30 protein-coding genes are annotated in these 26284 nt (G+C 65.1%); 16 read left to right on the top strand and 14 right to left on the bottom strand.

From position 1 onward, the window contains the following. Nucleotides 1-4 precede the first annotated feature (4 nt). The 5 genes from FIU89_RS02065 to FIU89_RS02045 all read right to left on the bottom strand — a co-directional run bounded on the left by FIU89_RS02065 (nucleotide 5) and on the right by FIU89_RS02045 (nucleotide 4455). On the bottom strand, nucleotides 5-874 hold the full coding sequence (locus FIU89_RS02065) for a branched-chain amino acid ABC transporter permease (RefSeq protein WP_152491073.1): 870 nt from the start codon (nucleotides 872-874) through the stop codon (nucleotides 5-7). Between the two features lie 60 nt (nucleotides 875-934). Further along, nucleotides 935-2065 (bottom strand): ABC transporter substrate-binding protein, encoded by a 1131-nt coding sequence (locus FIU89_RS02060; protein WP_254701767.1) that lies wholly within the window; start codon nucleotides 2063-2065, stop codon nucleotides 935-937. A gap of 112 nt (nucleotides 2066-2177) precedes the next feature. After that, entirely contained in the window at nucleotides 2178-2804 is a 627-nt protein-coding gene (locus FIU89_RS02055; RefSeq protein WP_152491071.1) for a TetR/AcrR family transcriptional regulator, read from the bottom strand. A 324-nt stretch (nucleotides 2805-3128) separates the two neighbouring features. After that, a complete protein-coding gene (locus FIU89_RS02050) occupies nucleotides 3129-3611 on the bottom strand; it encodes a protein-tyrosine phosphatase family protein (RefSeq protein WP_152491070.1) in 483 nt (160 codons plus the stop codon). Nucleotides 3612-3624: 13 nt separating this feature from the next. Beyond that, nucleotides 3625-4455, bottom strand: coding sequence for a neutral zinc metallopeptidase (locus tag FIU89_RS02045; RefSeq protein ID WP_152491069.1), 831 nt, complete (start codon nucleotides 4453-4455; stop codon nucleotides 3625-3627). Nucleotides 4456-4554: 99 nt separating this feature from the next. On the opposite strand from FIU89_RS02045, the gene FIU89_RS02040 reads away from it, so the two are divergent. Next, entirely contained in the window at nucleotides 4555-4947 is a 393-nt protein-coding gene (locus FIU89_RS02040; protein WP_152491068.1) for a YidH family protein, read from the top strand. 76 nt (nucleotides 4948-5023) lie between these two features. Continuing rightward, on the top strand, nucleotides 5024-6802 hold the full coding sequence (locus tag FIU89_RS02035) for a DNA polymerase III subunit gamma/tau (RefSeq protein ID WP_152491067.1): 1779 nt from the start codon (nucleotides 5024-5026) through the stop codon (nucleotides 6800-6802). 19 nt (nucleotides 6803-6821) lie between these two features. On the opposite strand, the gene FIU89_RS02030 is transcribed toward FIU89_RS02035, so the two are convergent. Further along, on the bottom strand, nucleotides 6822-7196 hold the full coding sequence (locus FIU89_RS02030) for a hypothetical protein (protein WP_152491066.1): 375 nt from the start codon (nucleotides 7194-7196) through the stop codon (nucleotides 6822-6824). A 71-nt stretch (nucleotides 7197-7267) separates the two neighbouring features. Between FIU89_RS02030 and FIU89_RS02025 the strand changes: the two genes are divergently transcribed. Both FIU89_RS02025 and FIU89_RS02020 read left to right on the top strand, forming a co-directional pair. After that, complete coding sequence (locus FIU89_RS02025) at nucleotides 7268-7681, top strand: hypothetical protein (protein ID WP_152491065.1); 414 nt, start codon at nucleotides 7268-7270, stop codon at nucleotides 7679-7681. Nucleotides 7682-7748: 67 nt separating this feature from the next. Beyond that, nucleotides 7749-7973, top strand: a complete 225-nt coding sequence (locus tag FIU89_RS02020; protein WP_152491064.1) for a hypothetical protein — start codon at nucleotides 7749-7751, stop codon at nucleotides 7971-7973. Nucleotides 7974-8053: 80 nt separating this feature from the next. Here the strand turns inward: FIU89_RS02020 and FIU89_RS02015 are convergent, their stop codons facing one another. Continuing rightward, nucleotides 8054-8425 carry a thermonuclease family protein gene (locus FIU89_RS02015; RefSeq protein WP_254701766.1) on the bottom strand — a complete coding sequence of 124 codons (372 nt, stop codon included), beginning with the start codon at nucleotides 8423-8425 and terminating at the stop codon, nucleotides 8054-8056. A 442-nt stretch (nucleotides 8426-8867) separates the two neighbouring features. On the opposite strand from FIU89_RS02015, the gene FIU89_RS02010 reads away from it, so the two are divergent. From FIU89_RS02010 to FIU89_RS01995, 4 genes are read left to right on the top strand one after another with little or no spacing between them, the layout of a single operon-like run. Then, nucleotides 8868-9203, top strand: a complete 336-nt coding sequence (locus FIU89_RS02010) for an SH3-like domain-containing protein (RefSeq protein ID WP_254701765.1) — start codon at nucleotides 8868-8870, stop codon at nucleotides 9201-9203. Beyond that, nucleotides 9200-9472, top strand: coding sequence for an SH3-like domain-containing protein (locus tag FIU89_RS02005; protein ID WP_152491063.1), 273 nt, complete (start codon nucleotides 9200-9202; stop codon nucleotides 9470-9472). The genes FIU89_RS02010 and FIU89_RS02005 overlap by 4 nt, the downstream gene beginning before the upstream one ends. A 5-nt stretch (nucleotides 9473-9477) precedes the next feature. After that, the gene (nthA, locus tag FIU89_RS02000) at nucleotides 9478-10122 is read left to right on the top strand and encodes a nitrile hydratase subunit alpha (protein ID WP_152491062.1); all 645 of its coding nucleotides are present in this window, start codon (nucleotides 9478-9480) and stop codon (nucleotides 10120-10122) included. Between the two features lie 31 nt (nucleotides 10123-10153). Then, nucleotides 10154-11086, top strand: a complete 933-nt coding sequence (locus tag FIU89_RS01995) for a lysophospholipid acyltransferase family protein (protein ID WP_152491061.1) — start codon at nucleotides 10154-10156, stop codon at nucleotides 11084-11086. A 166-nt stretch (nucleotides 11087-11252) separates the two neighbouring features. On the opposite strand, the gene hemF is transcribed toward FIU89_RS01995, so the two are convergent. Genes hemF through clpS form a run of 4 tightly spaced genes read right to left on the bottom strand, consistent with a single transcriptional unit; the run spans nucleotide 11253 to nucleotide 14378 of the window. After that, nucleotides 11253-12140, bottom strand: a complete 888-nt coding sequence (hemF, locus tag FIU89_RS01990; RefSeq protein ID WP_152491060.1) for an oxygen-dependent coproporphyrinogen oxidase — start codon at nucleotides 12138-12140, stop codon at nucleotides 11253-11255. A 49-nt stretch (nucleotides 12141-12189) separates the two neighbouring features. Then, nucleotides 12190-12990 (bottom strand): SDR family NAD(P)-dependent oxidoreductase, encoded by an 801-nt coding sequence (locus tag FIU89_RS01985; RefSeq protein ID WP_152491059.1) that lies wholly within the window; start codon nucleotides 12988-12990, stop codon nucleotides 12190-12192. Between the two features lie 46 nt (nucleotides 12991-13036). After that, the gene (locus tag FIU89_RS01980) at nucleotides 13037-14038 is read right to left on the bottom strand and encodes a class I SAM-dependent methyltransferase (protein ID WP_152491058.1); all 1002 of its coding nucleotides are present in this window, start codon (nucleotides 14036-14038) and stop codon (nucleotides 13037-13039) included. A gap of 1 nt (nucleotide 14039) precedes the next feature. Further along, nucleotides 14040-14378 carry an ATP-dependent Clp protease adapter ClpS gene (clpS, locus tag FIU89_RS01975; protein WP_103763109.1) on the bottom strand — a complete coding sequence of 113 codons (339 nt, stop codon included), beginning with the start codon at nucleotides 14376-14378 and terminating at the stop codon, nucleotides 14040-14042. A gap of 92 nt (nucleotides 14379-14470) precedes the next feature. Between clpS and FIU89_RS01970 the strand changes: the two genes are divergently transcribed. Further along, on the top strand, nucleotides 14471-15172 hold the full coding sequence (locus FIU89_RS01970) for an HAD family hydrolase (RefSeq protein ID WP_152491057.1): 702 nt from the start codon (nucleotides 14471-14473) through the stop codon (nucleotides 15170-15172). A gap of 274 nt (nucleotides 15173-15446) precedes the next feature. On the opposite strand, the gene FIU89_RS01965 is transcribed toward FIU89_RS01970, so the two are convergent. Beyond that, entirely contained in the window at nucleotides 15447-16160 is a 714-nt protein-coding gene (locus tag FIU89_RS01965) for a thioredoxin family protein (RefSeq protein WP_152491056.1), read from the bottom strand. 221 nt (nucleotides 16161-16381) lie between these two features. Here FIU89_RS01965 and acnA point away from each other — a divergent pair, with 221 nt between their 5' ends. The 5 genes from acnA (at nucleotide 16382) to FIU89_RS01940 (ending at nucleotide 22560) form a co-directional block, all read left to right on the top strand. Further along, entirely contained in the window at nucleotides 16382-19171 is a 2790-nt protein-coding gene (gene acnA / locus FIU89_RS01960; protein WP_152491055.1) for an aconitate hydratase AcnA, read from the top strand. Nucleotides 19172-19287: 116 nt separating this feature from the next. After that, entirely contained in the window at nucleotides 19288-20358 is a 1071-nt protein-coding gene (locus tag FIU89_RS01955) for a dienelactone hydrolase family protein (RefSeq protein WP_152491054.1), read from the top strand. A gap of 222 nt (nucleotides 20359-20580) precedes the next feature. Continuing rightward, nucleotides 20581-20925, top strand: coding sequence for a YbaB/EbfC family nucleoid-associated protein (locus FIU89_RS01950; protein WP_152491053.1), 345 nt, complete (start codon nucleotides 20581-20583; stop codon nucleotides 20923-20925). A 17-nt stretch (nucleotides 20926-20942) separates the two neighbouring features. After that, nucleotides 20943-21536 (top strand): recombination mediator RecR, encoded by a 594-nt coding sequence (gene recR, locus FIU89_RS01945; RefSeq protein WP_152491052.1) that lies wholly within the window; start codon nucleotides 20943-20945, stop codon nucleotides 21534-21536. 346 nt (nucleotides 21537-21882) lie between these two features. After that, complete coding sequence (locus tag FIU89_RS01940) at nucleotides 21883-22560, top strand: DMT family transporter (protein WP_216647046.1); 678 nt, start codon at nucleotides 21883-21885, stop codon at nucleotides 22558-22560. A gap of 9 nt (nucleotides 22561-22569) precedes the next feature. Here the strand turns inward: FIU89_RS01940 and FIU89_RS01935 are convergent, their stop codons facing one another. Beyond that, complete coding sequence (locus tag FIU89_RS01935; protein WP_152491051.1) at nucleotides 22570-23439, bottom strand: AraC family transcriptional regulator; 870 nt, start codon at nucleotides 23437-23439, stop codon at nucleotides 22570-22572. 174 nt (nucleotides 23440-23613) lie between these two features. Here FIU89_RS01935 and FIU89_RS01930 point away from each other — a divergent pair, with 174 nt between their 5' ends. Continuing rightward, the gene (locus FIU89_RS01930; protein WP_152491050.1) at nucleotides 23614-24372 is read left to right on the top strand and encodes an SDR family NAD(P)-dependent oxidoreductase; all 759 of its coding nucleotides are present in this window, start codon (nucleotides 23614-23616) and stop codon (nucleotides 24370-24372) included. Nucleotides 24373-24466: 94 nt separating this feature from the next. Here FIU89_RS01930 and FIU89_RS01925 read toward each other — a convergent pair whose 3' ends face one another. Continuing rightward, a complete protein-coding gene (locus tag FIU89_RS01925; RefSeq protein WP_152491049.1) occupies nucleotides 24467-25228 on the bottom strand; it encodes a DUF1013 domain-containing protein in 762 nt (253 codons plus the stop codon). Nucleotides 25229-25359: 131 nt separating this feature from the next. Here FIU89_RS01925 and FIU89_RS01920 point away from each other — a divergent pair, with 131 nt between their 5' ends. Then, the gene (locus tag FIU89_RS01920; protein WP_152491048.1) at nucleotides 25360-25989 is read left to right on the top strand and encodes a ribonuclease T2; all 630 of its coding nucleotides are present in this window, start codon (nucleotides 25360-25362) and stop codon (nucleotides 25987-25989) included. Nucleotides 25990-26284: the final 295 nt, after the last annotated feature.

Here is a 26284-nt window from a genome sequence, read left to right as displayed (position 1 = left end):
GGCATCACACCTTCACTACGGCTTTGCGCCCGAAGAGACCCTGCGGCCGGACAAAGAGAACGATCACGATCACGAGGTAGGCGGTGATATCGATCAGGGCGGAGTCGATATAGGCCCCGGCATATTGCTCGCTCAGGCCCAGAAGCAGGGCGCCCAGGACCGCCCCGTAGAGCGAGCCGAAGCCGCCCAGGGTCATCGCCGCGAAGCCCTTGATCAGGAAACTGGCGCCCAGGTCGGGATGCAGGAGCGAGATCGGCGCGATCAGGATACCGCCGATTGCGCCAAGCGCTGCGCCTATGCCCCAGGTGAAGTCGTTGAAACGGTCGACATTGATGCCGATCAGCTGCGCGCCGCGTGCGGACTGATAGACCGCCTGAACCATCTTGCCGATATCCGTAAGTGCAAGAACACTGAAGAACACCACCAGCATGATCGCCGTGGTCGACAGGATGAATATCGCGTCGCCCGTGATGATCAGGTCGCCCAGAAAGATCGGGTCGATGTCGAAGACGCGCGGCATCGGCAGGACCTCCCGGCCCCAGACGATGCGGGCAATCCCCCGAAACACGTAGCCCGCCGAGATGCACATCAGCGCGAAACCGATATGCGGGCCGCCCCGGATGGGCCGGATGAGCCCCCGGCTGAACGCGAGCCCCAGAAGGAACATCGCGACGACCGCCAGCATGGCCGCGGGCACGAAGGCGACGCCAAGCAGGACCACCAGCACGTAGCTGATAAAGGCACCCGCCATCACGAAATCGCCGTGACCGAAGTTGACGATCGTGGTCGAACGGTAAACGATCGTGAGGGACAGGGCGATCAATGCATAGATCGCACCCTGAGAGATCCCACTGATCGTGAGTTGCATCAGCATTTCCAAAACTCCCTGAAGAGACGCTGAGGGTCAGTGACCCTCAGCCTTTGCTTGGATGGATCAATAGGGCGTGTTCCAAGCGCTCAACACGGTGGGCTCGCCATCCACGAACCCGGCAACGGCCGACCCCTTCACGCCCTGGTGGTCCGTCTCGCTCCATGTGATCGGCGCGGACAGCACACCCGTCTCAAAGCTCTCGATGCCTTCCATTGCGTCGATCAGTTTCTCGCGCGTGAGATCGGGCCCCGCGGCCTCGAGTGCGGCGACGAGAGCCTTGGCCGAGCCGATCGAGACGAAGCTGAAGGTCGAAAGCTCTTCATCCGGGGCGTATTTGGCCAGGATGTCACGCACCGGCTGAAGCTTCGGCCCGTCGAGGTTGTCGACATAGGAATGGATCACGAAGTAGTTCTTGACCGTCTCGAAGTCGCCCACGCGCTTCAGCGTGTTCTCGAGGTCGGTGCCGGCCGTGCCCATGACGGGGATATCGCCCAGCCCGTATTTCTTGAGGTCGCGCAGGAAAATCGCCGTTTCGGCTTCGTAGATCGCGGCGATGATGAAGTCCGGCTTCGCTTCGCGCAGCTTGAGGATTTGCGCGGTCGCATCCGTTTGTCCGCGCTCCATCGTAAGCTCGGCGACCGGCTCGATACCATTCTCAGACAGATACTCCCTGGCCGGGTTGGAATAGCTGTGCGCCCAGTCGTTCGAGTGCTCGATGATCGCGACGCGTTCCGTGTCGGGCTTGGACAGCACGAATTGCGCCATGGCGCGTCCGTTCGCGGAGCCGGTCGGCACGCCGTGAAAGATATTCCTTGCCAGGGGCTCCGAGATGGAGTCGCTCACGGCATGGGCGACCAACCAGGGCAGCCCCGCCTCTTCGACCACCGGGCGGATTGCAACCGCCACGCCGGAGCAGGAATTGCCGTGCAGCATGAAGACCTCGTCCTGGTGAATGAGCTTCTTGGCCGCGGCGAGCCCCTTGCTGGGGTCGCACGCGGTATCCTCGGGTATCGCGACCAGCTTGCGACCGTGCACGCCACCTTCCGCGTTGACCTTGTCGTAGTAGGCCATCATCCCGACCAGCGCCTTGCTGTAGGAAGACGCGTTGCCGGAAAATGGCCCCATGACGCCGATGGAGATGCTGTCGTCGGTGACACCGGGCACATCCTGCGCCGTGGCAGGCAGGCCGGCCATGACGAGGGCGGCAATCAATTTCAGGCTGTTTTTCATTTCGTATTCTCCAGTCTGTTGGATTTCGAGGATGCTGGCTACAAACAAACCAGTCTGTTTTTTTATTTTGAAACCGTTACTTTACGATCGGCGCGACCTTTTCTTGAAGAAGATCGGCCATTTCTTTCAGCATGTCGTTCAGGAACTCTCTGTCGGGACGCAGAACCGCCTGAACCGCCATGCCGCGGCACATGTTCATGACGATGTTCATGATGACCACAGGGTCCGAATTCGATCCGGTCGCCGGAGCAAACGTGCTGCGCCAAATGGATTCGAACCGATTGTGAAGCGAGAATATTGCAGGCTGCAGGCGCCTTTGCAGTTCCTCATCACCACGCGCCGCCACGATTATCTCGAGAGAAGCGTAGAACCAGTCGCCCTCGAGCATGCGTTTCCAGACCAGATCCAGGAACTCGTCGAGGCTGACCTTGCCAGAGCGCAATTCAGCGGCCAGTTTCGCCAGGCCTTCCGCGAAGCCGTCGAACATGTCCTCGGTCGCGGCGACGATCAAGTCGATCTTTTCAGGATAGTGATGCGTCTGAGCACCGCGTGATACGCCGGCACGCTTGGCGATACCAAGCGAGGTCGTGTTGGAGTAACCAACCTCCATCAACAGATCCACGGTCGCCTCGTGCAGGCGCCTGCGCGTTCGATCGCTGCGTTCGGTCTGGGTTCTACGAGTCTGTTTCAAGAGATTCGACATACCGACCAGACTGTTTGTAAGTTGGCGGTCCTGTCAAGAATTTCTTTTCAGGAGGTGTCTTCCGGGGTCGAATACGAAAACTGAAACGACATTCTCCATCATTTGCTCGGGGAAACGAGCACGCGTCTTTCTTGATCCACGGTCACAAGTCTGCATCTGACCTATTGTTTTAGGACACACGGCGATGCACCGCCTCCCCGCAAGGCCCGCACAGACCAGCCCGCGCCCCACCCGTGCGCCGCCACCAGAATTTTTCGAAAATTCTGACCCGGAAAATTCGAAATTTTCCGCCCCAAATTTTTCCACGAAAAATTTGCCCGCGTCTCAGCCCGCGCGCGCCCATTGCAGCTGCTCGTCGGTCTCCACCGCACAGGGCCGCACCGAGCGCAGCCGGGCCAACGCGGCCTCGGCCTCCTCGCCCGCTTCGACCATCAGGCGCAGGGCCGCCATGCCCGACCGCCCGCACCCGCCAAAACAGTGGATCAGCACGCGCCCGCCGCCTTGCAGCGCCGCCAGCGCGGTCTTGCTGGCCGTATGCCATTCCTCGATCCGCTCCTGTGCCGGCACGCCCATATCCTCCACCGGCAGGTGGATCCACCGCGTGCCCTTGTCCTGGATCTCGGCGCCCATGTCGGCAAGCCCATGCGTGACCTGCTCGGACACCGTCGTCATCGACACGACCAGCGCCGGCTTCCAGTCCGCGAGGTGCTGCAGATCGTCCTGCCAGTGGCCGCCCCGTCCCGGCATCGGCGCGATGCCGAGGATCCCCTCGGCCACCGGCAACGCGTAGATGACGAAATCCGACATACGCCCGCGCCCCTCAGAGGCGATCCGCCGCGAAAGTGTCACAGGACCGCACGGCACCGCTCTCATAGCCGGTCGCGAACCAGCGCGACCGCTGCTCCGACGTGCCGTGGGTAAAGGTATGCGGCTGCGGAACCCGCCCCGCGCGTTTCTGCAGGTGGTCGTCGCCGATCCGCCGCGCCGCGTTCAGCGCCTCCTCGATGTCGCCGGGCTCCAGCAGCCCTTCGACCGACCGCGCCCAGACCCCCGACAGGCAATCGGCCTGCAATTCCAGCCGCACGGTCAGCCGGTTGGCCTCGACCTGGCTCGCCTGCTGCCGCGCGCGGTTGACCTGCGGCAGGATTCCCAGCTCGTTCTGGACGTGATGCGCCACCTCGTGGGCAATGACATAGGCGGCGGCGAAATCTCCCCTGGCCCCCAGCTCCCGCGACAGCGTGCCGAAGAACTCGGTATCCAGGTACGCCTTGCGGTCCGCCGGGCAGTAGAACGGCCCCGTCGCCCCCGACGCGCCGCCACAGGGGCTTTGGGTCACGCCCGAATACAGCACCAGCACCGGCGGCACGTAGGTCTCGCCCAGCTGCGCCTCGAACACACCTGTCCAGACCTCCTCGGTGGTGGCCAGCACGCGCGACGTGAACTCCGCCGCCGCCTCGTCCTCGGCGCTGATCTCGCGCGGCGCCGTCTGCTGACCGCCCGCGCCTTCCAGAAGCGGCGTGATGTCGATCCCGGTGAAATACCCGATCGCCAGCACGATCAGCAGCCCGACACCACCAAGGCGCAGCCCGCCGCCGCCCATGCCACGCCGATCCTCGATATTCCGGCTGCGCCGAAACCCTTTCAACCGCATGATGTCCCCCCAAGGACGATATACCGCAACCAACATAGCCCGGTTTTCGTTCATTCGGATATACTGAATTTCAAACGGAAAATCCCGACGGAGCCGCACATGCCCCAAGACGATGCCGACCACGGCGAGCAGGACAAGAAAACCAGGTGGGCCGAGAACCGCACCGACTGGGCCTCGGACCGCACGATCCTGGCCAACGAGCGCACCTTCAACAGCTGGATGGGCACCGGTCTGGGCGCGGTCGGCGTCGCCATCGGCCTCAAGGCCGTCTTCGGCGATTTCGAACCCACATGGGCCGCCAAGGCCGTCGCCTCGGTCTTCCTCGGCATCGCCATCGTCGTCTTCTGGGCCGCCCGCCACCAGGCCCGCAAGACCATCAGCAGCATGGAAACCCACGATGCCGCTCCAATGCCCACCCGAAACTTCACCCTGCTGGCAAGCCTGATGACGCTGGCCACTCTCGCCGTCGGCGCCATCCTCTGGAGCCTATGATCCCCGCACCCCCTGCTGGACCCCGGCGCGTGCCGCCTCTACTCTGCTCGCAAATCCGAATCCCAAAAGGCGTGGCATGAGCGAGACCCAAGACAGCGGCTACCAGGTTCTGGCCCGGAAATACCGCCCCGAGACCTTTGCCGATCTCGTCGGACAGGACGCCATGGTGCGCACGCTCAAGAACGCGTTCGCCGCCGACCGCATCGCGCAGGCCTTCATCATGACCGGCATCCGCGGCACTGGCAAGACCACCACCGCCCGGATCATCGCCAAGGGCATGAACTGCATCGGCCCGGATGGCAACGGCGGCCCCACCACCGATCCCTGCGGCCAGTGCGAGCATTGCAAGGCCATCATGGAAGGCCGGCATGTGGACGTGCTGGAAATGGACGCGGCGTCGAATACCGGCGTCGGCAACATCCGCGAAATCATCGAAAGCGTGCACTACCGCGCCGCCTCGGCCCGCTACAAGGTCTACATCATCGACGAGGTCCACATGCTCTCCACGGGTGCGTTCAACGCGCTCCTGAAGACGCTCGAGGAACCCCCCGCGCATGTGAAATTCATCTTCGCCACCACAGAGATCCGCAAAGTTCCTGTAACGGTCCTCTCGCGCTGCCAGCGTTTCGACCTGCGCCGGATCGAACCCGAGGTAATGCTCGACCTCCTGCGCCGCATCGCCACCGCCGAAAACGCCCAGATCGCCGAGGATGCGCTGGCGCTCATCACCCGCGCCGCAGAAGGCTCCGCGCGCGATGCCACCTCGCTGCTGGACCAGGCGATTTCCCATGGCGCGGGCGAGACCACCGCCGAACAGGTCCGCGCCATGCTGGGCCTCGCCGACCGGGGCCGGGTCATGGACCTCTTCGATCTCGTGATGAAGGGCGACGCGGCGGGCGCCCTGACCGAGTTGTCCTCGCAATACGCCGAAGGCGCCGACCCGATGGCGGTCCTGCGCGATCTCGCCGAGGTCACCCACTGGGTCAGCGTCGTCAAGATCACGCCCGAGGCCGCCGAGGACCCCACCATCGGCCCCGACGAACGCACCCGCGGCGGCCAGATGGCCGAGGCGCTGCCGATGCGCGTGCTCACCCGCATGTGGCAGATGCTGCTGAAGGCGCTGGAAGAGGTCGCCGCCGCCCCCAATTCCATGATGGCCGCCGAGATGGCGATCATCCGTCTCACCCACGTGGCCGACCTCCCCACGCCCGAGGATCTCGTGCGCCGCCTGCGCGACAACCCTCCATCCGGGCCTCCCTCCGGCCCCGCGCCCACGCCGCCCTCCGGCGGCAACGGCGCATCCCACGGCGCGCCCGCGCCACAGTCTGGCCAGTCCGGCGGATATGCCCCGACGCAAACGTCCGGCGGCGGCCATGGCGGCGGCGTCACCGCGCTCGCGACCCAGGCCGAAAGCGCCTTGGCCCACTACCCAACATTCGACCACGTGGTCGAACTCATCCGTGCCCACCGCGACGTCAAGCTGCTGGTCGAGGTCGAGACCTGCGTGCGCCTCGCGGCCTACCAGCCGGGCCGCATCGAGTTCGTCCCCACGGATGCCGCCCCCACCGACCTGGCCCAGCGCCTCGGCACCCGCCTGCAAACCTGGACCGGCAACCGCTGGGGCGTCACCGTGGTCAACGATGGCGGCGCCAAAACCATCGCCGAGGTCCGGGACGCCGCCCGCAACGCGCTCGAGGCCGAGGCCCGCGAACACCCCCTGGTGCAAGCCGTCTTCGCCGCCTTCCCCGAGGCCCGCATCGACGACATCCGCACGCCCGAGGACATCGCCGCAGAGGCCCAGGCCGACGCGCTGCCCGAGGTGGACGAGGAATGGGACCCCTTCGAAGAGGACTGACCCCTGTCGCCCCCGCCGCTCAGGGCCGCCGGACGCACGCCCTGGCCGCGAACCGATCGACCGCGGCAAAATCGTCGGCCCGCGCCCGTGTGACCAGTGACACGCGCTCGGGTTCTGGCAGGCCCGGCGCGACCTCCAGCGCGTAGACGTAATCGTCCCCGGCCATGTCCATTCGGCACGCACCGTCGCAGATGAACACGTAAGGCAGATCGTCCCCGTACCCCGTCCGTGTCTCAAGAAAGGCGGAATGGACCGCAACGTCATGGGCGTAGATGCGCAGGACACTCGAAACCAGGCTGGTCCCGCCCCCCGGCGCCAGGCTGCATTCTGTCACCGCCGCCGCTGCGGGCCACGGCGCCGCCAACACGCCGGCCCACATAAGGTGTCGCACCATGCCTCGTCCTTCCAATTGACCGTCCCCGGTAATACGCTCAACTCGGACCCGCTCAAGGAAAGTCTTGCCCGATGCGCCGCTACACCTGCCTGTCGATCTGCGCCGCGCTGCTGGCCGCCCTTCCCGTGCCCGCCCGCGCGCAGGAGGTCTGCGCGCGCGTCCGCCCCGACTGGGACGGCGCGCCCGTGCCCGCGTGGGAGGAAGCGATCCTGCTCTTCGGCTCGCCCGCCTCCCTGGTGCTGCTCCTCGCCTCCGCCCTCGTCCTGCGCTTCCGCAGCGCCTGGGGCGCGCTCGCCGTCTTCGTCGGGTGGAGCCTGCTGGTCTCGGCCTTCACTCTCTTCGACCCCACCGGCGGCCAACGCATCGCCGCCGCTGCCGAGGGCTGCATCGGCTCGCCAGTGCTCTTCATCTCGATCGTCATGGCCATCGGCGTGGGCCTGCTGCTCTATACCGGCAAACCGAAGGACGACACGCCCCGCTCCTGACGCACGCAGCGCCTCATTATCGCCCAAAACCGCTGCTACCTTTCCGCGCCGGGGCAAAGGTGATGAAATGTCAGTCGGATTCAACAGACCCTCTCGCGACTACGCGCAGTTGCGCCGGTGCCACCGCTGCGCCGGCTCGGGCCAGGCACCCTGCCAGGTCTGCTTCGGCCACGGCACCACGCACCGGCGGACGGACCGCTTCGGCAAACCCGTCCACGACCGCTGCGACGGCTGCTTCGGACGCAAGACAACCCGCTGCGGCCTGTGCAACGGCGACGGCTTCATCTCCTGACCACCGGCTTTGTAGGGTGGGTGAAAACCCACGCGCCTTAGTTGATGGGCATGCTGCGCACGCGCCAAAGTGCTGGGACTTCAACCTTTGCCACGTGCACGCTCCTGCGCCTCGAATTTTTCCCAGACGTGCATACGCCCGTTTTGCCGGGCATCTGCTAGCCACAGCTTTTTGCGCACGTCCGGCAGCTCCATTGACTTGTACTTACCCCCGGAAAATTTTGGCCAATCGATGGCCATTCCAATCTTGACCATCTCTGCGGAAATATCCCGACCATCGGGCAGAGAACACTTTGCAACCGTTCTGCCGTGAACATCCTTCTCAGTGACTTCCGCGGTGATCACCTGCCCCTTGCAAAGAGAAACCAAGGCCCACTTCGCTTTTTTCCCGTACGGGTGGTTTAGTTCCGGTGCGTCGACCCCAAAAAGGCGCACCTGGGTTTTCTGGATCACCAAAGTGTCACCATCAATGATATATGCACGCCCTTCCAGTATGACTGGCGGCTTGACCGGCGCCGCACCCTTGGGTTCAAACCTAGGAGACTCCGCACGTCTGCCCTCGTGGGACTTGCTTTCGGAGACTGCGGTTTTGTGCTTGCTAACTCTCGTGATGGTTCGACGCGGCCGACCTCTTTTCACGAAAGCGAAAAGGACACACACTGAGACTATGATGACAATGATTTCCAAGCTGAGAATTCCTAAAAAAATATCGTCAGAAAATTTCGAAAAGCCTGCGTTGTATCCTTAACTCATACCGCCCGCAGGCATACTCGAACACGCGCCTATGGATCGGGCAATGCGCCACGATTGCTTCGCTGAGAATTTCAAGACACCGTTACCTAAAGCACTCAATCCCCATGGACACACCCCGCCCCGCCGTCCTACCCTTCGGCGCATGACAGACACACCCGAACACCGCTGGCATGACATGGGCGGCCGGCCCGCCGGCCCCATCCCGATGGAAGGCCACGATTTCGCGCTGTGGGAAAAACGCGTCGACGCCCTCATGGTCCTCTGCGGCGCCAAGGGCCTCTTCACCGTCGATGGTCTCAGGCGCGCGCTCGAGGACATGGGCGAAGACGCGTTCGAGAAATACTCCTATTACGACCGCTGGATCGCCGCCACCAACCAGAACCTCATCGAGGCGGGCGTCTACACGCTCGAGGAACTGGGCCAACGCATGGAAGAAGTCGCCCGCCGCGGCGCCACCTATGGCGAGGCGCAGGAATGACGCCCGCCGGCACGAAGGTCCGCGTGAAGACGATGACCCCGCCGGGCCATGTCCGCGCGCCGTCCTACCTGCGCGGAAAGACCGGCAAGGTCGAGCGCGTCCTCGGCAGCTTCAGGAACCCCGAGCAACTCGCCTACGGCCTGCCCGCCCCGGAAAAGACCCTCTACCGCGTCCGCTTCACCATGGCGGAACTCTGGGGTGACGCGGCGGAAAACCCCGCCGACACCGTCGACGCCGAGATCTACGACCACTGGCTGGAAGAGGCCTGACGCACATGCCCCACGACCACCACGATCACCTCTCGCCGTCGGGCCACCCCTACCGACAGGACAACGACGCGCCCCTGACCTATTTCCAGCGCATGGAAATCGCCGTGCGCGAGCTTCTGATCGAAAAGGGCCACCTCACCGCGGCCGAGATCGCCACCCAGATCGACGCGATGGATGCCCGGTCGCCGGCCAACGGCGCCGCCGTGGTCGCCCGTGCCTGGACCGACCCGGACTTCAAGGCCCGGTTGATGGACAACGCCGGCGACGCCACCCGCGAGATGGGCTTCGACATCGGCCCCCTGCACCTGGTGGCGGTCGAGAACACCGCCGACACCCACAACATGATCGTCTGCACGCTCTGCTCGTGCTACCCGCGCAACCTGCTGGGCCTGCCGCCCGACTGGTACAAGACCCGCGCCTACCGCTCCCGCGCGGTACGCGAACCCCGCGCGGTCCTGCGCGAGTTCGGCGTGGAGCTGCCCCAGACCACCCGCATCCGCGTCCACGACAGCACCGCCGACATGCGCTACATCGTCCTGCCCGCCCGGCCCCCGGGCACCGAGGGCATGGACGAGGCCGCGCTGGCCAAGCTGGTCACCCGCGACTCCATGATCGGCACCGGCCTGCCCCTCGCGCCTGAAAACACTTGAGGCGACCCCGCCCCCGGCGTATCCCCTGTCCATGAGCCGCGAGACCGACAAAATTCCCCTCGGCGAACGCCTGACCGGCGCGGCCCTCGTCGCGCCCATCCGCCTGGCCCGCCTGCTGCCCTACCGCTGGCGCATCCCCTTCGCCGCCTGGCTGACGACGCGCGTGCTGGCGCCGCTTGCGGGCTACCGCAAACGCGTCCGCGAAAACCTCGCCCTCGTCCGCCCGGACCTGTCGCGCGCAGAAGTCGAGAGCCTCGCCCGCCGCGTCCCCGACAATGCCGGCCGCAACATGATGGAGCTCTACTCGCCCGAGTTCCCCGACAACGCCCGCAAGTCGCCGGTCGTCGGCCCCGGCCTGCCGGATGTGCGCGCCGCCCGCGACGCCGGCCGCCCGGTCATCTTCGTGACTGGCCATTTCGGCAGCTTCAACGCCGCGCGCATGGCGATGATGGAACAGGGCTTCAACATGGGCGTGTTCTATCGCCCCATGGCCAACCGCCCGTTCAATTCGCATTATGTCCAGGCGATGGCCGACCTCTCCGAGCCGATGTTCGAACAGGGCCGCAAGGGGATGATGCAGATGGTCAAGCACCTGCGCTCGGGCGGCGTGCTGGCGATTCTCAACGATCTCAACGCCCATGACGGCGTGCCGCTCGATTTCTTCGGCAAGCCCGCGCTGACATCGCTCGCCACCGCCGAGATGGCACTGAAATTCGACGCCCTCCTCGTCCCGGTCTGGGGCCTGCGCGACCCCGACGGACTGCACTTCACCATCCAAACCGAGACGCCCATCGCCCATTCCGACCCGGTCACCATGACCCGCGAATTCAACGCCCGGCTGGAAGCGGCCGTGCGCGACAACATGGAACAATGGTTCTGGATTCACCGCCGCTGGAAAGACGGCACCGGGCCGCTGGCCGACCGCGGCGCCGACTACCTGCGCGAACTGGAAGAAAAAGCCTGATCCGAAGGTGCGGCTGTGCCGCGCTCTATTCGTTTAATGAGGGGCGCTGCCCCTCAAACACCCCCCTCAAACTCCCCGGAGTATTTCCAGCAGGAAAAGCCCGGACCACTCCAGCTCTTCCTCTGGCCATAAATATCCCCGCCGGAGGCCTGAAACTCTTATCGTCTCACGTCCATTTCGCCACCGGCGGCAGGCTCATCAGCACCGCATCCGCATCATGCCCCGTGGCCAGGCCGAACTTGGTGCCCCGGTCGTAGACAAGGTTGTATTCCGCATAAAGCCCGCGATGAACCAGCTGCGCCTCCTTGTCGGCCTCGCTCCATGCCTGCGCCCGGCGTTTCTCGACCAGCGGCAGATAGGCCTTCAGAAAGGCCCGCCCGATATCCTGCGTGAGGGCGAAATCCGCCTCCCAGTCGCCGGTATTCCGGTCATCCATGAAAATGCCGCCCACGCCCCGCGCCCGGTGGCGGTGAGGGATATAGAAATACTCGTCCGCCCAGGCCTTTAGCGCCGGATAGATTTCGGGCCCGTGCGGATCCAGGTGCGCCTTCTGCTGGTCATGGAAATGCGCGGTGTCCTCGTCATACTCTATGCAGGGATTCAGGTCCGACCCGCCGCCGAACCACCAGGCGTGCGGCGTCCAGAACATCCGCGTGTTCATGTGCACCGCCGGCACGTGCGGGTTCTGCATATGCGCCACAAGGCTGATCCCGCTGGCCCAGAAGCTGGGATCGTCCGCCATTCCCGGCACGCCCCGCGCGGCCATCGCCTTCTGCGCCTGCTCTCCCAGCTGGCCGAAGACTTCCGACACGTTTACGCCCACCTTCTCGAACACGCGCCCCCCGCGCATCACGCTCATCAGCCCGCCGCCCGCGTCCGATCCGTCCTCGCTGGTGCGCCTGGTCGGCTTCACCTCGAACCGCCCCGGCGCCGCGTCCGACACCGGACCGCTCTCGTGGCTGTCCTCCAGCGCCTCGAAGGCCGCGACGATCTCGTCGCGCAACTGGTGAAACCACGTCGCCGCGCGGGATTTCTGTTCTGTCATGTCCGTCATGGTACTTCCTTCGGCCGGGCCGCCCGCAAAGGCGGACGAGCGGGCCTCATTAGTGCGCGGGCGCCGAGACCGGGTCAAGCAGCGACCGGCCGCCATCCACCGTCATGATCTGCCCGGTCATGAAGCTCGACCCGTCGCAGGCCAGGTACTGCACGGCCTCGGCCATCTCGTTCGGCGCCGCGATCCGGCCCAGGGGCGTATGCGCCTCGATATCCTCGCGGTAGGTCTTGTTGTCGCGCAGCGTGTCCTGCAGCGACGCGCTCATGACCGAGCCGAACGCCACCGCGTTCACCCGGATCCGGTGCGGCGCCAGCGCCACCGCCAGGCTGCGCGTCATCTGGTCCACCGCCGCCGAGGCGATGGAATAGCCCAGAAGGTCGGGATGCGTCCGCCGCCCGGCGATCGACGACAGGTTCACGATCGAGCCCACCGGCCCCTCGTCCCGCCCTTCCGCCTGCTTGATCATCCGCTTGGCCACAAGCTGGCTCAGCCGCAGCGCCGTCATCAGGTTCTGGTTCAGAAGCTGCTCCACCGCGTCGTCGTCGGGGTTCAGCGGATCCGACGGCAGCAATTGCCGCCACGCGTTGACCAGGACATCCACATCCTCGTAGGCGTCGATCGTCGCCGACAGGAGGTTCGCCAGCGTCAGCTTTTCCCGCAGGTCGCCCGCGAACCATCGCTTGCTGGCGCCATCCTCGTTCTCGCCCAGCTCGTGCTTGAGCTGCTTTTCGTTGAGGTCCGCGAACATCACGTTCGCCCCCTTGTCGACGAAATGCCGCCCGATGGCGAGGCCCACGCCACTGGCCGCGCCGGTCACGATGACCGTCTTTCCCTGTATCGAAAAGGACATGGCTCGATCTCTCCCTGATGGCCCGCCCGGACCGTTCTAGCGCAACTCAGCCCCGGGTGCGAGACGGTCGTGCCGCCTGCACGATCTTGAACCGGTTGTCGCCGCCGATCTCGCGCACCTCGCCGTAGGCCGCCGCAAGATCGCCCTCGTAAGGCAGGTGTCGGTTGGCCACCATGTAAAGCTGCCCGCGCGGGCTCAGCATGCGGGCCGCCGCCCGGATGAAGGCGCGTCCCAGCTCCGGGTCACTGGCCCGCCCGATATGAAAGGGCGGGTTCATCACCACCGCATCCACCGGCCCCGGCGCGGTCCAATTCCGCGCGTCGGCCCAGTGAAATTCGGCCCGCGCGTCGCTCACGTTCTCGCGCGCGCAGTCCAGCGCGACGCGATCGGCCTCCACAAGGTGCAGCGCCTGCACGGCGTCGCGCCTCAGCACGTGATGCGCCAGGTACCCCCAGCCCGCGCCCAGGTCGACCACCTGCGCGCCCAGCTTCTCGGGCAGTGCCTCGGCCAGCAGGCGCGAGGCCGGGTCCACACCGTCGGCCGAGAAAACACCCGGCGCTGTGACGAACGCCTTTCCGTCATCCTCCACCGTCGTGCTGTCCGCCAGCGCCCAGTCCGGGAAATCAGCGCCCGCGCCGATGCTGAAAAGCTTGCCATGCGCCTTCGACAGCGGCGCGGACACATCGGACCTCTTGCGGCAGGCTTTCAGGATCGATTCGATCCCGTCCGTCTTGGTGCCGTCCACCACGACGATCCCGTCGCTGACGCCCGCGGCCTCGGCGATCAGCCCCTGGCACTGCGCCTTGGCCCGCGTGGCAAAGACCAGCGCCGCGCCGTAGCGCCCCTCGGGCGCCAGCACACAGTCCCATCCGGCGGCCTGGAACGCCTCCAAGTCGGGCCGGAACCGGGTGATGATCTGCGTGCGGTCCTTCGGCAGCGCCGACAGGTCCGCCCCCGTGCGCGGCGCAAACACGGCCACCCGCGCGCCCTCGGGCCACGCGATCGTGCCATCCTCCACGGCCAGCGACAGGCGGGATGCCGTGCTCACCCTATTCCTTTTCCATGGTGCATTGCAGCGGATGCTGGTGACGCCGGGCGAAATCCATCACCTGCCCCACCTTGGTCTCCGCAATCTCGTGGCTGAACACGCCCACGACCGCGACGCCCTTCTTGTGCACGGTCAGCATGATCTCGAACGCCTGCGCGTGATTCATGCCGAAGAACCGCTCCAGCACCGCGACGACGAATTCCATCGGGGTATAGTCGTCATTCAGCAGCAACACCTTGTAAAGCGGCGGCCGCTTCGTCTTGGGCTTGGTATCGACGACCACGGCGGCATCGCCGTCGCCGTCATCGTCCTTGCCCGACATGATCACCTGGTGCTGCATCAATCCCCGTGCTGCGTATGGCGTTTCGTGAGCGGTTTATATAACTTCCCTGAAGCGTCTGAAAAGGGGGCGCGTCGGGGGCAAGGGCCGCAATGACGCAAAATCTCACGACAATCGCCTTCGATGCCGACGACACGCTCTGGCACAACGAACGGTTCTTCAAGCTGACCGAGGACAGATTCGCCGATCTCCTGCGCGATTACGTCGAAGGGCACCACCTGGCCGAGCATCTTCTCGCCGCCGAGAAACGCAATCTCGGGCACTATGGCTTCGGCATCAAGGGCTTCACCCTGTCGATGATCGAAACCGCCATCGACGTCACCGACGGCCGCGTTCCGGCGTGCGTCATCTCCGAACTGATCGCCGCGGGCCGCGAGATGCTGGAACATCCCATAGAGCTTCTGCCGCATGCGCGGGAGGCGGTCGAGGCCGTGGCCGACACCCACCGCGTGCTTCTGGTGACCAAGGGCGACCTTCTCGACCAGGAGCGCAAGCTGGCCCAGTCCGGGCTGGGCGATCTCTTCGACGCGGTCGAGATCGTGTCGGACAAGACGCCCGAAATCTACACCCGCATCTTCGATCGCCACGGCACCGGCGCGGCCCATGCGCTGATGGCGGGAAATTCCCTGCGCTCGGACGTGAACCCGGTGATCGCCGCCGGCGGCTGGGGCGTGCACGTCCCCCACGACCTCACCTGGGGCTACGAGGTGGACGACGCCCCCAAGGACGCCACGCGATTTCGAAAGGTGAAGGATTTGGGCGAATTGCCCGCGCTGGTCGACGCGATCGGATGACGCCGTGCGAAAGCGCGGCCAAGCCGAATGCGTAGGGTAGGTGAAACCCACGCGCCACTCCCGTAGGGTGGGTTTCCAACACACCAAGCCCGAACGCGCACCCCTACTCCTGAACCGCCGCCCCCGGGCTGGCAATCGCACGCCCCCATTCGGCAGGCGTCTCGAATCTCGTCCCGTGCCTCTGCCCTGCTCGGTCAAAACGTAGGGTGGGTGAAAACCCACGCGCCACCCCTGTAGGGTGGGTTTCCAACCCACCAAACCCCGACGCGCACCCCTACTCCAGGACCGCCGCCGCCTCGATCATCCCCGCGCCGCCCTTGTTCTGCAACAGCACCGCCACCGGCGCGTCGCCCCCGGCCTCGGCGCTGACGCGCAACGGGGCGGCCCCGTCCCATACGCCCAGCACCCGCATCTCGGTCACCACGTTGGCATAGCTGATCGTCCGGCCCGCATTCTCGCCGCGCTTGATATGCACTGTGCTCTCGGGCCGGAACCGCACCAGCTGTACCGTCAACGGTCCGTCCAGCCCCTTCACGCTTTCCGCCTCAACCAGCACGCTGTCGCCTTTCCGCGTTAGGTCCAGCGCAACCGTCTTCGGCAGGCGCCGGTGCCGGTCGATCACGTCCACCACGTCCATGGGCCGGTTGCCCACCACGTCGTCGGCCCCGTTGATCACCATCTGCGGCGTGTAGATCACGTTGCGCTCCGCCAACTTGGCATAGGCCCTCTGCCGCTTGGTGTTCGCCGGGCTGGCAAAGCTGTCCTTCCAGCCGATGTAATCCCAGTAATCCACGTGCATCGACAGCGCGATCACGCCCTCGTGGCCCGCCACCTTGTGAAAGAACCTGTCCGCCTCGGGACAGGACGAACAGCCCTGGCTGGTGAACAGTTCCACCACCACCGGGCGGCCCGTTTCCTGCGCCATCGCCGGTGCCGCGAAAAACAGCACAAGGGCCGCGACCCCCGTGAACACTCTGCTGAAATTCATGTCTGGCGCTCTACTTCATTGTTCGTGACACCGCTTCTGAGTATTCATCCCGGCATGAAACTGCCAATCAAGGTTTCGAGAGAGTCGCGTGAAAACTGTAACATTCATCAATTGTGTGCAATAGTATACAAAACCTGCCGACCCCCTCTTGAACGACTCCGCGGATTCGGTCAGAAGCAAGCCAGACAATCCTGCCTTCCTAAGTGAAAGGATATCCAGAAATGCCCATTACAGTCGGTCACGACTCGTCCAACACCCGCAAGACGCTGAAGGTCGGCGACACCTCCGTCGCCTACTATTCCATCGCCGCCGCCGAAGAAGCGGGCCTGGGCGATTTCTCCAAGCTGCCCGCCGCGCTCAAGGTGGTGCTGGAAAACATGCTGCGCTTCGAGGACGGCAAGACCGTCACCACCGACGACATCAAGGCGTTCTCCGACTGGGCCAAGGATGGCGGCAAGGGCACCAAGGAACTGGCCTACCGCCCCGCCCGCGTGCTGATGCAGGACTTCACAGGCGTCCCCGCCGTGGTGGACCTCGCGGCAATGCGCGACGGGATCAAGGAACTGGGCGGCGACGCACAGAAGATCAATCCGCTCAACCCCGTCGACCTGGTGATCGACCACTCGGTCATGATCGACGAATTCGGCAACCCCCGTGCCTTCCAGATGAACGTCGACCGTGAATACGAGCGGAACATGGAACGCTACCAGTTCCTGAAATGGGGCCAGGGCGCGTTCAACAACTTCCGCGTGGTCCCGCCGGGCACCGGCATCTGCCACCAGGTCAATCTCGAATACCTCGCCCAGACCGTCTGGACCGACGAGGATCAGAACGGCGAAACCGTCGCCTACCCCGACACGCTGGTTGGCACCGACAGCCACACCACCATGGTCAACGGCGCGGCCGTCCTTGGCTGGGGCGTCGGCGGGATCGAGGCCGAGGCCGCCATGCTGGGCCAGCCGATCTCGATGCTCATCCCCGAGGTCGTCGGGTTTGAACTCACCGGCAAGATGGTCGAAGGCACCACCGGCACCGACCTCGTGCTCAAGGTCGTCGAAATGCTGCGCGAGAAAGGCGTCGTCGGCAAGTTCGTCGAGTTCTACGGCGACGGGCTCGACACGCTGCCGCTGGCCGACCGCGCCACCATCGCCAACATGGCCCCCGAATACGGCGCCACCTGCGGCTTCTTCCCGATCGACGACGAAACCCTGCGCTACCTGCGCCAGACGGGCCGCGACGAAGACCGCATCGCGCTGGTCGAGGCCTACGCCAAGGAAAACGGCTTCTGGCGCGGGTCGGATTACAACCCGGTCTACACCGACACGCTGCATCTCGACATGGGCACCATCGTGCCCGCCATCTCGGGCCCCAAACGCCCGCAGGACTATATCTCGCTCGACAAGGCCGCCAAGGCCTTCCACGAGTACGTGCGCGGCATCCGCGAAGGCAAGGATGCCGGCCCCGACACCGAGGCCCGCTGGGAAGCCGAAGGCGGCGCACCCGAGCCGCGCGACATCCCCGGCAACGAAGGCCATCACAAGAAAGGCTGGTACACCGACGAGGACGGCGGCAAGCACCAGCTGCATGACGGTTCGGTCGTGATCGCCTCGATCACGTCCTGCACCAACACCTCCAACCCCTACGTGATGATCGGCGCGGGGCTGGTGGCGCGCAAGGCGCACGAAAAGGGTCTGACACGCAAGCCCTGGGTCAAGACCTCGCTCGCGCCCGGCTCGCAGGTCGTGTCGCACTATCTGGAAGCGGCAGAGCTTCAGGACGATCTCGACGCCATCGGCTTCAACCTCGTGGGCTATGGCTGCACCACCTGCATCGGCAACTCCGGCCCGCTGGCCGAACCGATCTCCAAGTCGATCAACGACAACGACCTGATCGGCGTCTCGGTGCTCTCGGGCAACCGTAACTTCGAGGGCCGCATTTCGCCCGACGTGCGCGCCAACTACCTCGCCTCGCCGCCGCTGGTGGTGGCCTATGCCCTGGTGGGCGACATGAATGTCGACATCGCCAAGGACCCGCTGGGCCAGGACAAGAACGGCAACGACGTCTACCTCAAGGACATCTGGCCGTCGCAAAGCGAAATCGCCGAGCTGGTCGAAAAGACCGTCACCCGCGAGGCGTTCCAGTCGAAATACGCCGACGTCTTCAAGGGCGACGAGAAATGGCAGGAGGTCGAGACCTCCGACGCCGAAACCTATGACTGGCCGCCGCAATCGACCTACGTCCAGAACCCGCCCTACTTCCAGGGCATGAGCAAGGACCCTGGCACGATCTCGAACATCGAGGGCGCCCGCGTCCTGGCCCTTCTGGGCGACATGGTCACCACCGACCACATCTCGCCCGCGGGCTCGTTCAAGGAAACCACCCCCGCCGGTGAGTACCTGCGCGAACGCCAGGTGCCGGTGCGCGAGTTCAACTCCTACGGCTCGCGTCGCGGCAACCACGAGGTCATGATGCGCGGTACCTTCGCCAACATCCGCATCAAGAACGAGATGCTCGATGGCGTCGAGGGCGGCTACACCAAGGGCCCCGACGGCAAGCAGACCTCGATCTACGACGCCGCCATGGCCTACCAGGAGCAAGGCACGCCGCTGGTGATCTTCGGCGGTGAACAATACGGCGCGGGCTCCAGCCGCGACTGGGCCGCGAAGGGCACCGCGCTTCTGGGCGTCAAGGCCGTCATCGCCGAGAATTTCGAGCGTATCCACCGCTCGAACCTCGTTGGCATGGGCGTCATCCCGTTCGAGTTCACCGGCGGCGACACCCGCAAGACGCTGGAACTGACCGGCGACGAAGAGGTCTCGATCCACGGTCTGGACGACATCAAGCCCCAGGCCGAAGTGCCCTGCACGATCAAATACGCCGACGGCACGACGAAAGAGATCACCCTCAAGTGCCGCATCGATACGGCGATCGAGATCGAATACGTCGAACACGGCGGCGTGCTGCACTACGTCCTGCGCAACCTCGCGCAGGAGCCGATGGCCGCCGAGTAAGCAACGCCGGACACCACGAACAAAGGGCGGGGATTTTCCCCGCCCTTTCAATTTAGTGACGCCGAACGTTAAACGCGCTATACTCTGCGCGATTTCAACAACTGATTGAACACGACATGCACCGGCGTTCGATTATTGTCGCTTCTGCAGTGGTTGTGTGTCTGGCAACACACTTGGCAAATGCACAGCAGGCTCCCGGCTTGCATAACAGCAGCAAGACATTCACCGACCCCGACGCCATCACCCAAGCCGATATCGTCGACCCCCAAGAGGTCGAACGCACCTGGCAGGCCGCCCTCGTCAGGGTGCCAACCGGGCTGGGTCGCTCCCAACGTACCACGTTCGAAGACCTCGCCGCCCAATACGGCGACGGGTCGCGAAAGTTCCCGGTGGCCATCTATATGCACGGCTGCTCCGGCATCTGGCGCGGCACGCATTTACGCGTGAAGTTCCTGGCCGATAACGGCTTTCTGGTCATCGCACCGGCAAGTTTCGCACGCACCGTTTATGCACAGTCCTGCGATCCCTCGCGCCATGAGGGTAGCATGTTCCGCGATGTTATTAAGATGCGCAAGATGGACGCCGGCCATGCCATCGAACTGGCCAAGTCCCTGCCGTATGTCGATCCCGAAAACGTACTCCTGATCGGGCTCAGCCAAGGCGGCGTTACAACCGCAAAGCACACCGTCTTCAACGAGCGTCGAAGCGTGACCGCCCGCGTGATCGAAGGCTGGACCTGCAACGCAGGATGGTATGAATACATCGGTCTAGACGCCCCGAAGGACGAACCGGTGTTGTCGTTGGTCGGCAGCAAAGACCCCTGGTACCAAAACGAACGGAACGAGGGCGATTGCTGGGAAGCGATGAACAAGGAAAATGGCAGCATCTCCATCGTGTATGACACGGGGCCGCTCGCCACGCGCCATGAGTTACTTGAATTCAAAAGCGTACAGAAAACGACGCTGGAGTTCCTGCACAAACACATGAACTTGCCGCTGAACGCCGTGCAAGTGCAGCGAATTCTGACCGATCAGGGCTACGATCCCGGACCCATCGACGGAATCTGGGGCCAAAAGTCATTGGCGGCGCTGAACGAGTTGCGCGCCGAAAGATCCCTGCCGCCCGTTGCTGACTTTGAAGCTAGTAGTCAAGAACTTCTCAAAAATCTGCTGCGTCGCGAAAACTAGCATCTTCTCAGCTAAAGCCGGTACGAAAACCGGCCTAGCCCCTTGGCAGTAGAATTCGAGCATGCAGCGCTTCGGTCGGCGGATCGACATCGAGTACGTCCAGCCAGGACCCGCAACGTCTTAAGGCGGCTAAAACCCCACGCCTTTCCCACCCTCCCCTTGCCGACACCCCCCACGGCCCGTATCTATGACTCAACACCCCTCAAACCCCGGGAGAGACATATGTTCAAAGGACTAGGCCAGCTCGGCGACATGAGCAAAATGATGAAGGCCGCGCAGGAAATGCAGACCAAGATGGCCGAGCTTCAGGAAGAGATGCACAACATCACCGTCACCGGCGAATCCGGCGCGGGCCTGGTAAAGGCCGTCTGCTCCGCCAAGGGCGAACTCAAAAGCCTCGACATCGACCCCTCGATCTTCAACTCCGACGACAAGGAAGTGGTCGAGGACCTGATCCTCGCCGCCATCAAGGACGCGCAAGCCAAGGCCAGCGACAAGGCGCAGGAAGAGATGGGCAAGCTGACCGAGGGCATGGGCCTGCCCGAAGGCATGAAGCTGCCGTTCTGAGGCGCCCCCCCGCGCTCATGAACTCCACCCGCGACATCGACGCCCTGATCGAGATGATGGCCAAGCTGCCGGGCCTCGGCCCGCGCTCGGCCCGCCGGGCGGTCCTGCACATGATCCGCAAGCGCGAGCTTCTGCTCTCGCCGCTTGCGGACCTCATGGGCCAGGTCGCCCTCACGGCCCGCGAATGCATCGTCTGCGGCAATGTCGGCACCACCGAGACCTGCGATATCTGCCTGTCTGAAAAACGCGCCAACGGCATGATCTGCGTGGTCGAGGACGTGGCCGACCTCTGGGCGATGGAACGCGCGGGCGTCTTCAAGGGCCGCTACCACGTGCTCGGCGGCACGCTTTCCGCGCTCGACCAGGTCGGCCCCGAACAGCTCCGCATCCCCCGGCTCGTGGACCGCATCGAGGCGGAAGACATCACCGAGGTCATCCTGGCGCTGGCCGCCACCGTCGACGGCCAGACCACCGCGCATTACATCGCCGACCAGCTCGAGGACCGCGTCACCCTCACCTCGCTGGCGCAAGGCGTCCCCATCGGCGGCGAGCTCGATTATCTCGACGACGGCACCATCACCGCCGCCCTCAACGCCCGCAAGGCGCTCTGACGCGACCTGGCCGCAACATCCCGTAGGGTGGGTGAGAACCCACCACTTTGGTGGGTGACAACCCACCACTCCGATGGGTGACAACCTACGCCTCCCACACCATGACATCCCCGAACAACACCGCCCGCGCCATTCTCGTCATCACCCTCGCGGTGGCGGCCCTCGCGCTCGGCGACGCGCTCATCAAGCTCTCGTCGGGCGCGATCTCGCTCTGGCAGATGTTCCTCCTGCGCTCGGCCCTCGTACTGCCCGTATTGCTGGCCCTCATGGCGCTCTTTGCGCGGTCGGCGTTCGCCCTGCGCCACCCCGGCTGGACCGGCCTGCGCAGCTTGGTCCTTGTCGCCATGTGGGTCGCCTATTATGCCGCCCTGCCGCCCTGCCGCATGTGCCCCTGTCGGTCGCGGCGGCGGGCTATTACACCTCGCCGCTCTTCATCACGCTCTTCGGCGCCCTGGCCACCCGCAGCCCCATCACCCCGCGTCACTGGCTCGCCGTCGCGATCGGCTTTGCCGGCGTGCTCCTGATCATCAAGCCCACCGCCTCGGGCCTTTCGGCCTACGCGCTCCTGCCCCTGATGGCGGCCATGCTCTATGCCGTCGCCATGCTGATGACCGGAACGCGCTGCCGGGGCGAGCACCCGCTGATGCTCTCGGCCGTGCTGAACGTCGCCTTCATCCTGGCGGGCGGTCTCGCCTTCGCCCTCCCGCCGGCCGCGACGGGCACGCCCGCGCCCTTCACCGCTGCCTGGAAAGCGCTCGACTCCGCCGACTGGCGCACCATCGCGGTCCTCGCCACCGCCATCCTGATCGGCAGCATCGGCGCCGCCTATGCCTACCAGAACGGCCCGCCGGCGGTGATCGGCACATTCGACTTCACCTATGTCGGGTTCTCCGCGCTCTGGGGCTGGCTCATCTTCCACCGAGCGTCCCGACGCGCTCTCGTCGCTCGGGATCGCGCTGATCGTCGGCGCGGGCCTGCTGGCCATCACGCGTCCCGTGCCGGCCCCGCCCCGCCCCGGACCTGATCCGGGGCCTCACGCCCGCATGTCTTCGCGCGGCGGCGCGCCGAACTTGCGCGTGTATTCCCGGCTGAACTGCGTCGGGCTCTCGTAGCCCACGGCGAACGCCACCGACGAGACGCTCTGCCCGCCCAGCCGCAAGTGCTCACGCGCCTGCAACAGCCGCATCTCCTTCTGGTACTGCAACGGCGTCGTCGCCGTCACCGCCTTGAACCGTGCGTGAAAGGTCGACCGGCTCATCCCCGCCAGACGCGCCAGCGCCTCGGTCCGCACCGGCTCGGCCACATGCGCCCGCAAATGCGCGATCACGTCCGAGATTCGCCCGGCGGGCCCGCCCGCCAGCAATGCCCGCAACGTCGCCCCCTGGGGCGACACCAGCAGCCGGTAGTGGATTTCCCGCTGCACCAACGGCCCCAGCACACCGGCCTCGCCTGGCCGCTCGACCAGGTCCAGCAAACGCGCGAACGCATCGCATAGCGGGTCATCCGCCTCGTGCAGCGTCATCGCACGTCCCGTGCCACCGGCCCGGTCCTCGTCCACCTCCGACACCAGTTCCCGCAGGATCGACAGGTCCAGCGGCAGGATCAGCGCGATATAGGGCCGGTGCGGCGTCGCCTCCACGATCCGCGACACGATGGGCACGTCGTGGCTCACCACCAGCATCCGCCCGGCAGAGGCACGCACACCGCCGCCCTGGGTCCCGGTGTCCTTTGCGCCCTGCAGGACGAAACACACCAGCGGCTCATAGATCATCGCCTCCAGCGGCGACAGCGCCGGACGCCGTGCGATGGCCAGCCGCGCCACGCCGGTATCGACCGTGCCATCGGCCACGCCCGCCGCCGCGCAAACCCGCTCCGCCGCGGCGATCATCCTGTCCATCGTCATCTGCGCCTCCGCACTCCGATCCGTCGTTTTATGGCATGTTTCGCGCCCCGGGCCACCGCCCCACCCATCGCTTCCGGAGGATCAGGCAAGTCTTCCGGACAATCCGGCAGGCACGGATGCGAAGCCCGGTGCATATCCCTTCCATCCAAACCAACCCGGACAAGGAGTGTCACAATGACCGACAGAATCGCATTCATCACCGGCGGCAGCCGCGGCCTCGGGCGCAGCATGGCGCTGAAACTGGCCAAGGCCGGCATCGGCGTGGTCTTCACCTACCTGGGCAACAAATCCGCCGCCGACGCCACCCTGGCCGAGATCGAGGCGGCAGGCGGCACCGCCGCCTCCCTGCAACTCGACGTCGCCGACACAGCCCAGGTGGCGGCCCTGCCCGACCGCCTGCGCACCACGCTGCGGGAAACCTTCAACCGCGACACCATCGACCACGTGGTCAACAATGCCGGCACCGGCGTCTGGGCGCTCTTTGCCGACACCACGCCCCAGCAACTCGACGCGCTATTCGCCATGCATGTCAAGGGCCCCTTCCTGCTGACGCAAGCCCTGCTGCCGATGATCGAGGATGGCGGCAAGATCGTCATGATCTCCTCGGGCCTCGCCCGCTTCGCCTTGCCCGGTTACTCGGCCTACGCCGCGATGAAAGGCGCGGTCGAGGTCATGACCCGCTATCTTGCGCAGGAACTGGGGGAGCGGCGCATTTCGGTCAACACCATCGCCCCCGGCGCGGTCGAGACCGATTTCGGCGGCGGCGCCGTGCGCGACAACCCCGAGGTCAACCGGATGATCGCGGACAACACCGCCTTGGGCCGCGCCGGCCTGCCCGACGATATCGGCGGCGCCGTCGCCGCCCTTCTGGCGGGCGAGACGCACTGGGTCACCGCGCAGCGGATCGAGGTTTCCGGCGGCATGAAAATCTGACAGCGCAGCGGACCCCGCTACGAAAAACGCCTGCCGGATCTTCGCCGGCAGGCGTTCCATGATCGTCTCATCAGGCGCAGCCTCGGTCAGTGCCTTACGCCTTGTCGTCATCCTCGTCGTCGTCACCGTCATCGTCGGGCAGGTTGAAGAAGGTCTCGGCGTCGTATTCCTTTTCCTTCTGTTCCTCGCCGGCGGTATCGTCCCCGCCCAGGCTGAACGTTTCCAGCCCCTCGATGGCCGTGGGCATCCGCGGCTCTGCATCCGACTCCAGGCTCTGCTCGGTCGACAACAGCTTGCGCCGCTCGTCATCGTCCATCGGCTGGCCTTCCTTGGCCTTCTTCGCCGCGGCCTTCTGCACGGCGGCATCAAGCTCGGTCTGCTTGCACAGGCCCAGAGCGACAGGGTCGATCGGCTGCATGTTGGCGATATTCCAGTGGGTCCGCTCGCGGATCGTCTGGATCGTCGGCTTGGTCGTCCCCACCAGCTTGGCGATCTGCGCATCGGCCAGCTCGGGGTGGAACTTCACCAGCCACAGGATCGCGTTCGGCCGGTCCTGCCGCTTGCTGAGCGGGGTGTAACGCGGCCCGCGCCGCTTTTCCTCGCCCACGGCGGCGGCGTTGAACTTCAGCTTCAGCTTGTGCAGCGGGTCCTTCTCGGCCTTGTCGATATCGTCCTGCGTCAGCTGGTTGTTGGCGATCGGGTCGAACCCCTTCACGCCGGCGGCCACGTCGCCATCGGCGATCCCCTGGATCTCCAGCTCGTGCATCCCGACGAAATCGGCGATCTGCTTGAAACTGATCGTGGTGTTGTCCACCAGCCAGACGGCGGTGGCCTTGGCCATCAACGGTTTCGACATCCTTCAAAGACTCCTTCACGCATATCTTTCCCCTCGCCTGAAACGGCGGTCCCGGGGGCCGGGACGGGTTCTCGTTGTCGGGGAACTTGGCGGCTATATAGTAGCCTCCGACGCAAAAAGAAAGAGCGAACATGCGCGCGTTTCTCGCCCTGCTTTTCTCCGCCACCGCGGCCCTGGCCGAGGGCGACCGGCCCGGTGAATTCGACTATTACGTCCTCAGCCTCAGTTGGTCGCCCACCTGGTGCGCCATCGAGGGCGACCACCGCAACTCGCCGCAATGCGACGCGTCGCGCGACCTGGGCTGGGTGCTGCACGGCCTCTGGCCGCAATACCACCGCGGCTGGCCGGACCATTGCCAATCGCCCCAACGCCCGCCCACCCGCGCCATGACGAACGACATGGCCGACATCATGGGCACTCCCGGGCTGGCGTGGTACCAGTGGAAGAAACACGGCACCTGCTCCGGCCTCTCCGCCCCCGCCTACTACGCCCTTGCCCGCGAGGCCTACAGCCGCATCGCGAGGCCCGAGGTCTTCCGCAAACTGAAAGACCCCGTCAAACTCCCCGCCTCCGTGGTCGAAGAGGCCTTCCTCAAGGCCAACCCCACGCTCGACCCCGACGGCATCACCATCACCTGCCGCGCGGGCCGCATCCAGGAGGCCCGCATCTGCCTCTCCCGAGACCTCGCCCCGGTCCCCTGCGGCCGCGACGTGATCCGCGACTGCACGCTGGACGATGCGCTCTTTGATCCGATTCGCTAGGCGCCTGCCACGCGCATCTGCGCCTGCGACCCTTGAAACCTCGCAAAAGACCGAATTGCGGACCTTGCTGCTGCCATTCACGACGGAGGCGAGCGTCAGCCCCTGGGGTGGCGATCCGACGGCAATTCTGCAGCACTTTATGCCTGCCAAACATATCCTCGGAAGGATCGTCGTGCCCAGCCTCAGCCAAATCGCCAGCCCGAGGGAGGGGCTGACGATGGCCGGGCCGCTGCGCGGCTGTTAACCGGCTGGGGGCTCGACACTGATGTCTCGCAAATGCTCGATCCCGTCATTC

Origin of the sequence: Roseovarius sp. THAF27 (genome assembly GCF_009363655.1) — a bacterium.
In the GTDB taxonomy this organism is placed as follows: Bacteria; Pseudomonadota; Alphaproteobacteria; order Rhodobacterales; family Rhodobacteraceae; genus Roseovarius.
The sequence above is the reverse complement of the archived record's forward strand: the minus strand, read 5'-3'. Positions and strand labels throughout refer to the sequence as shown.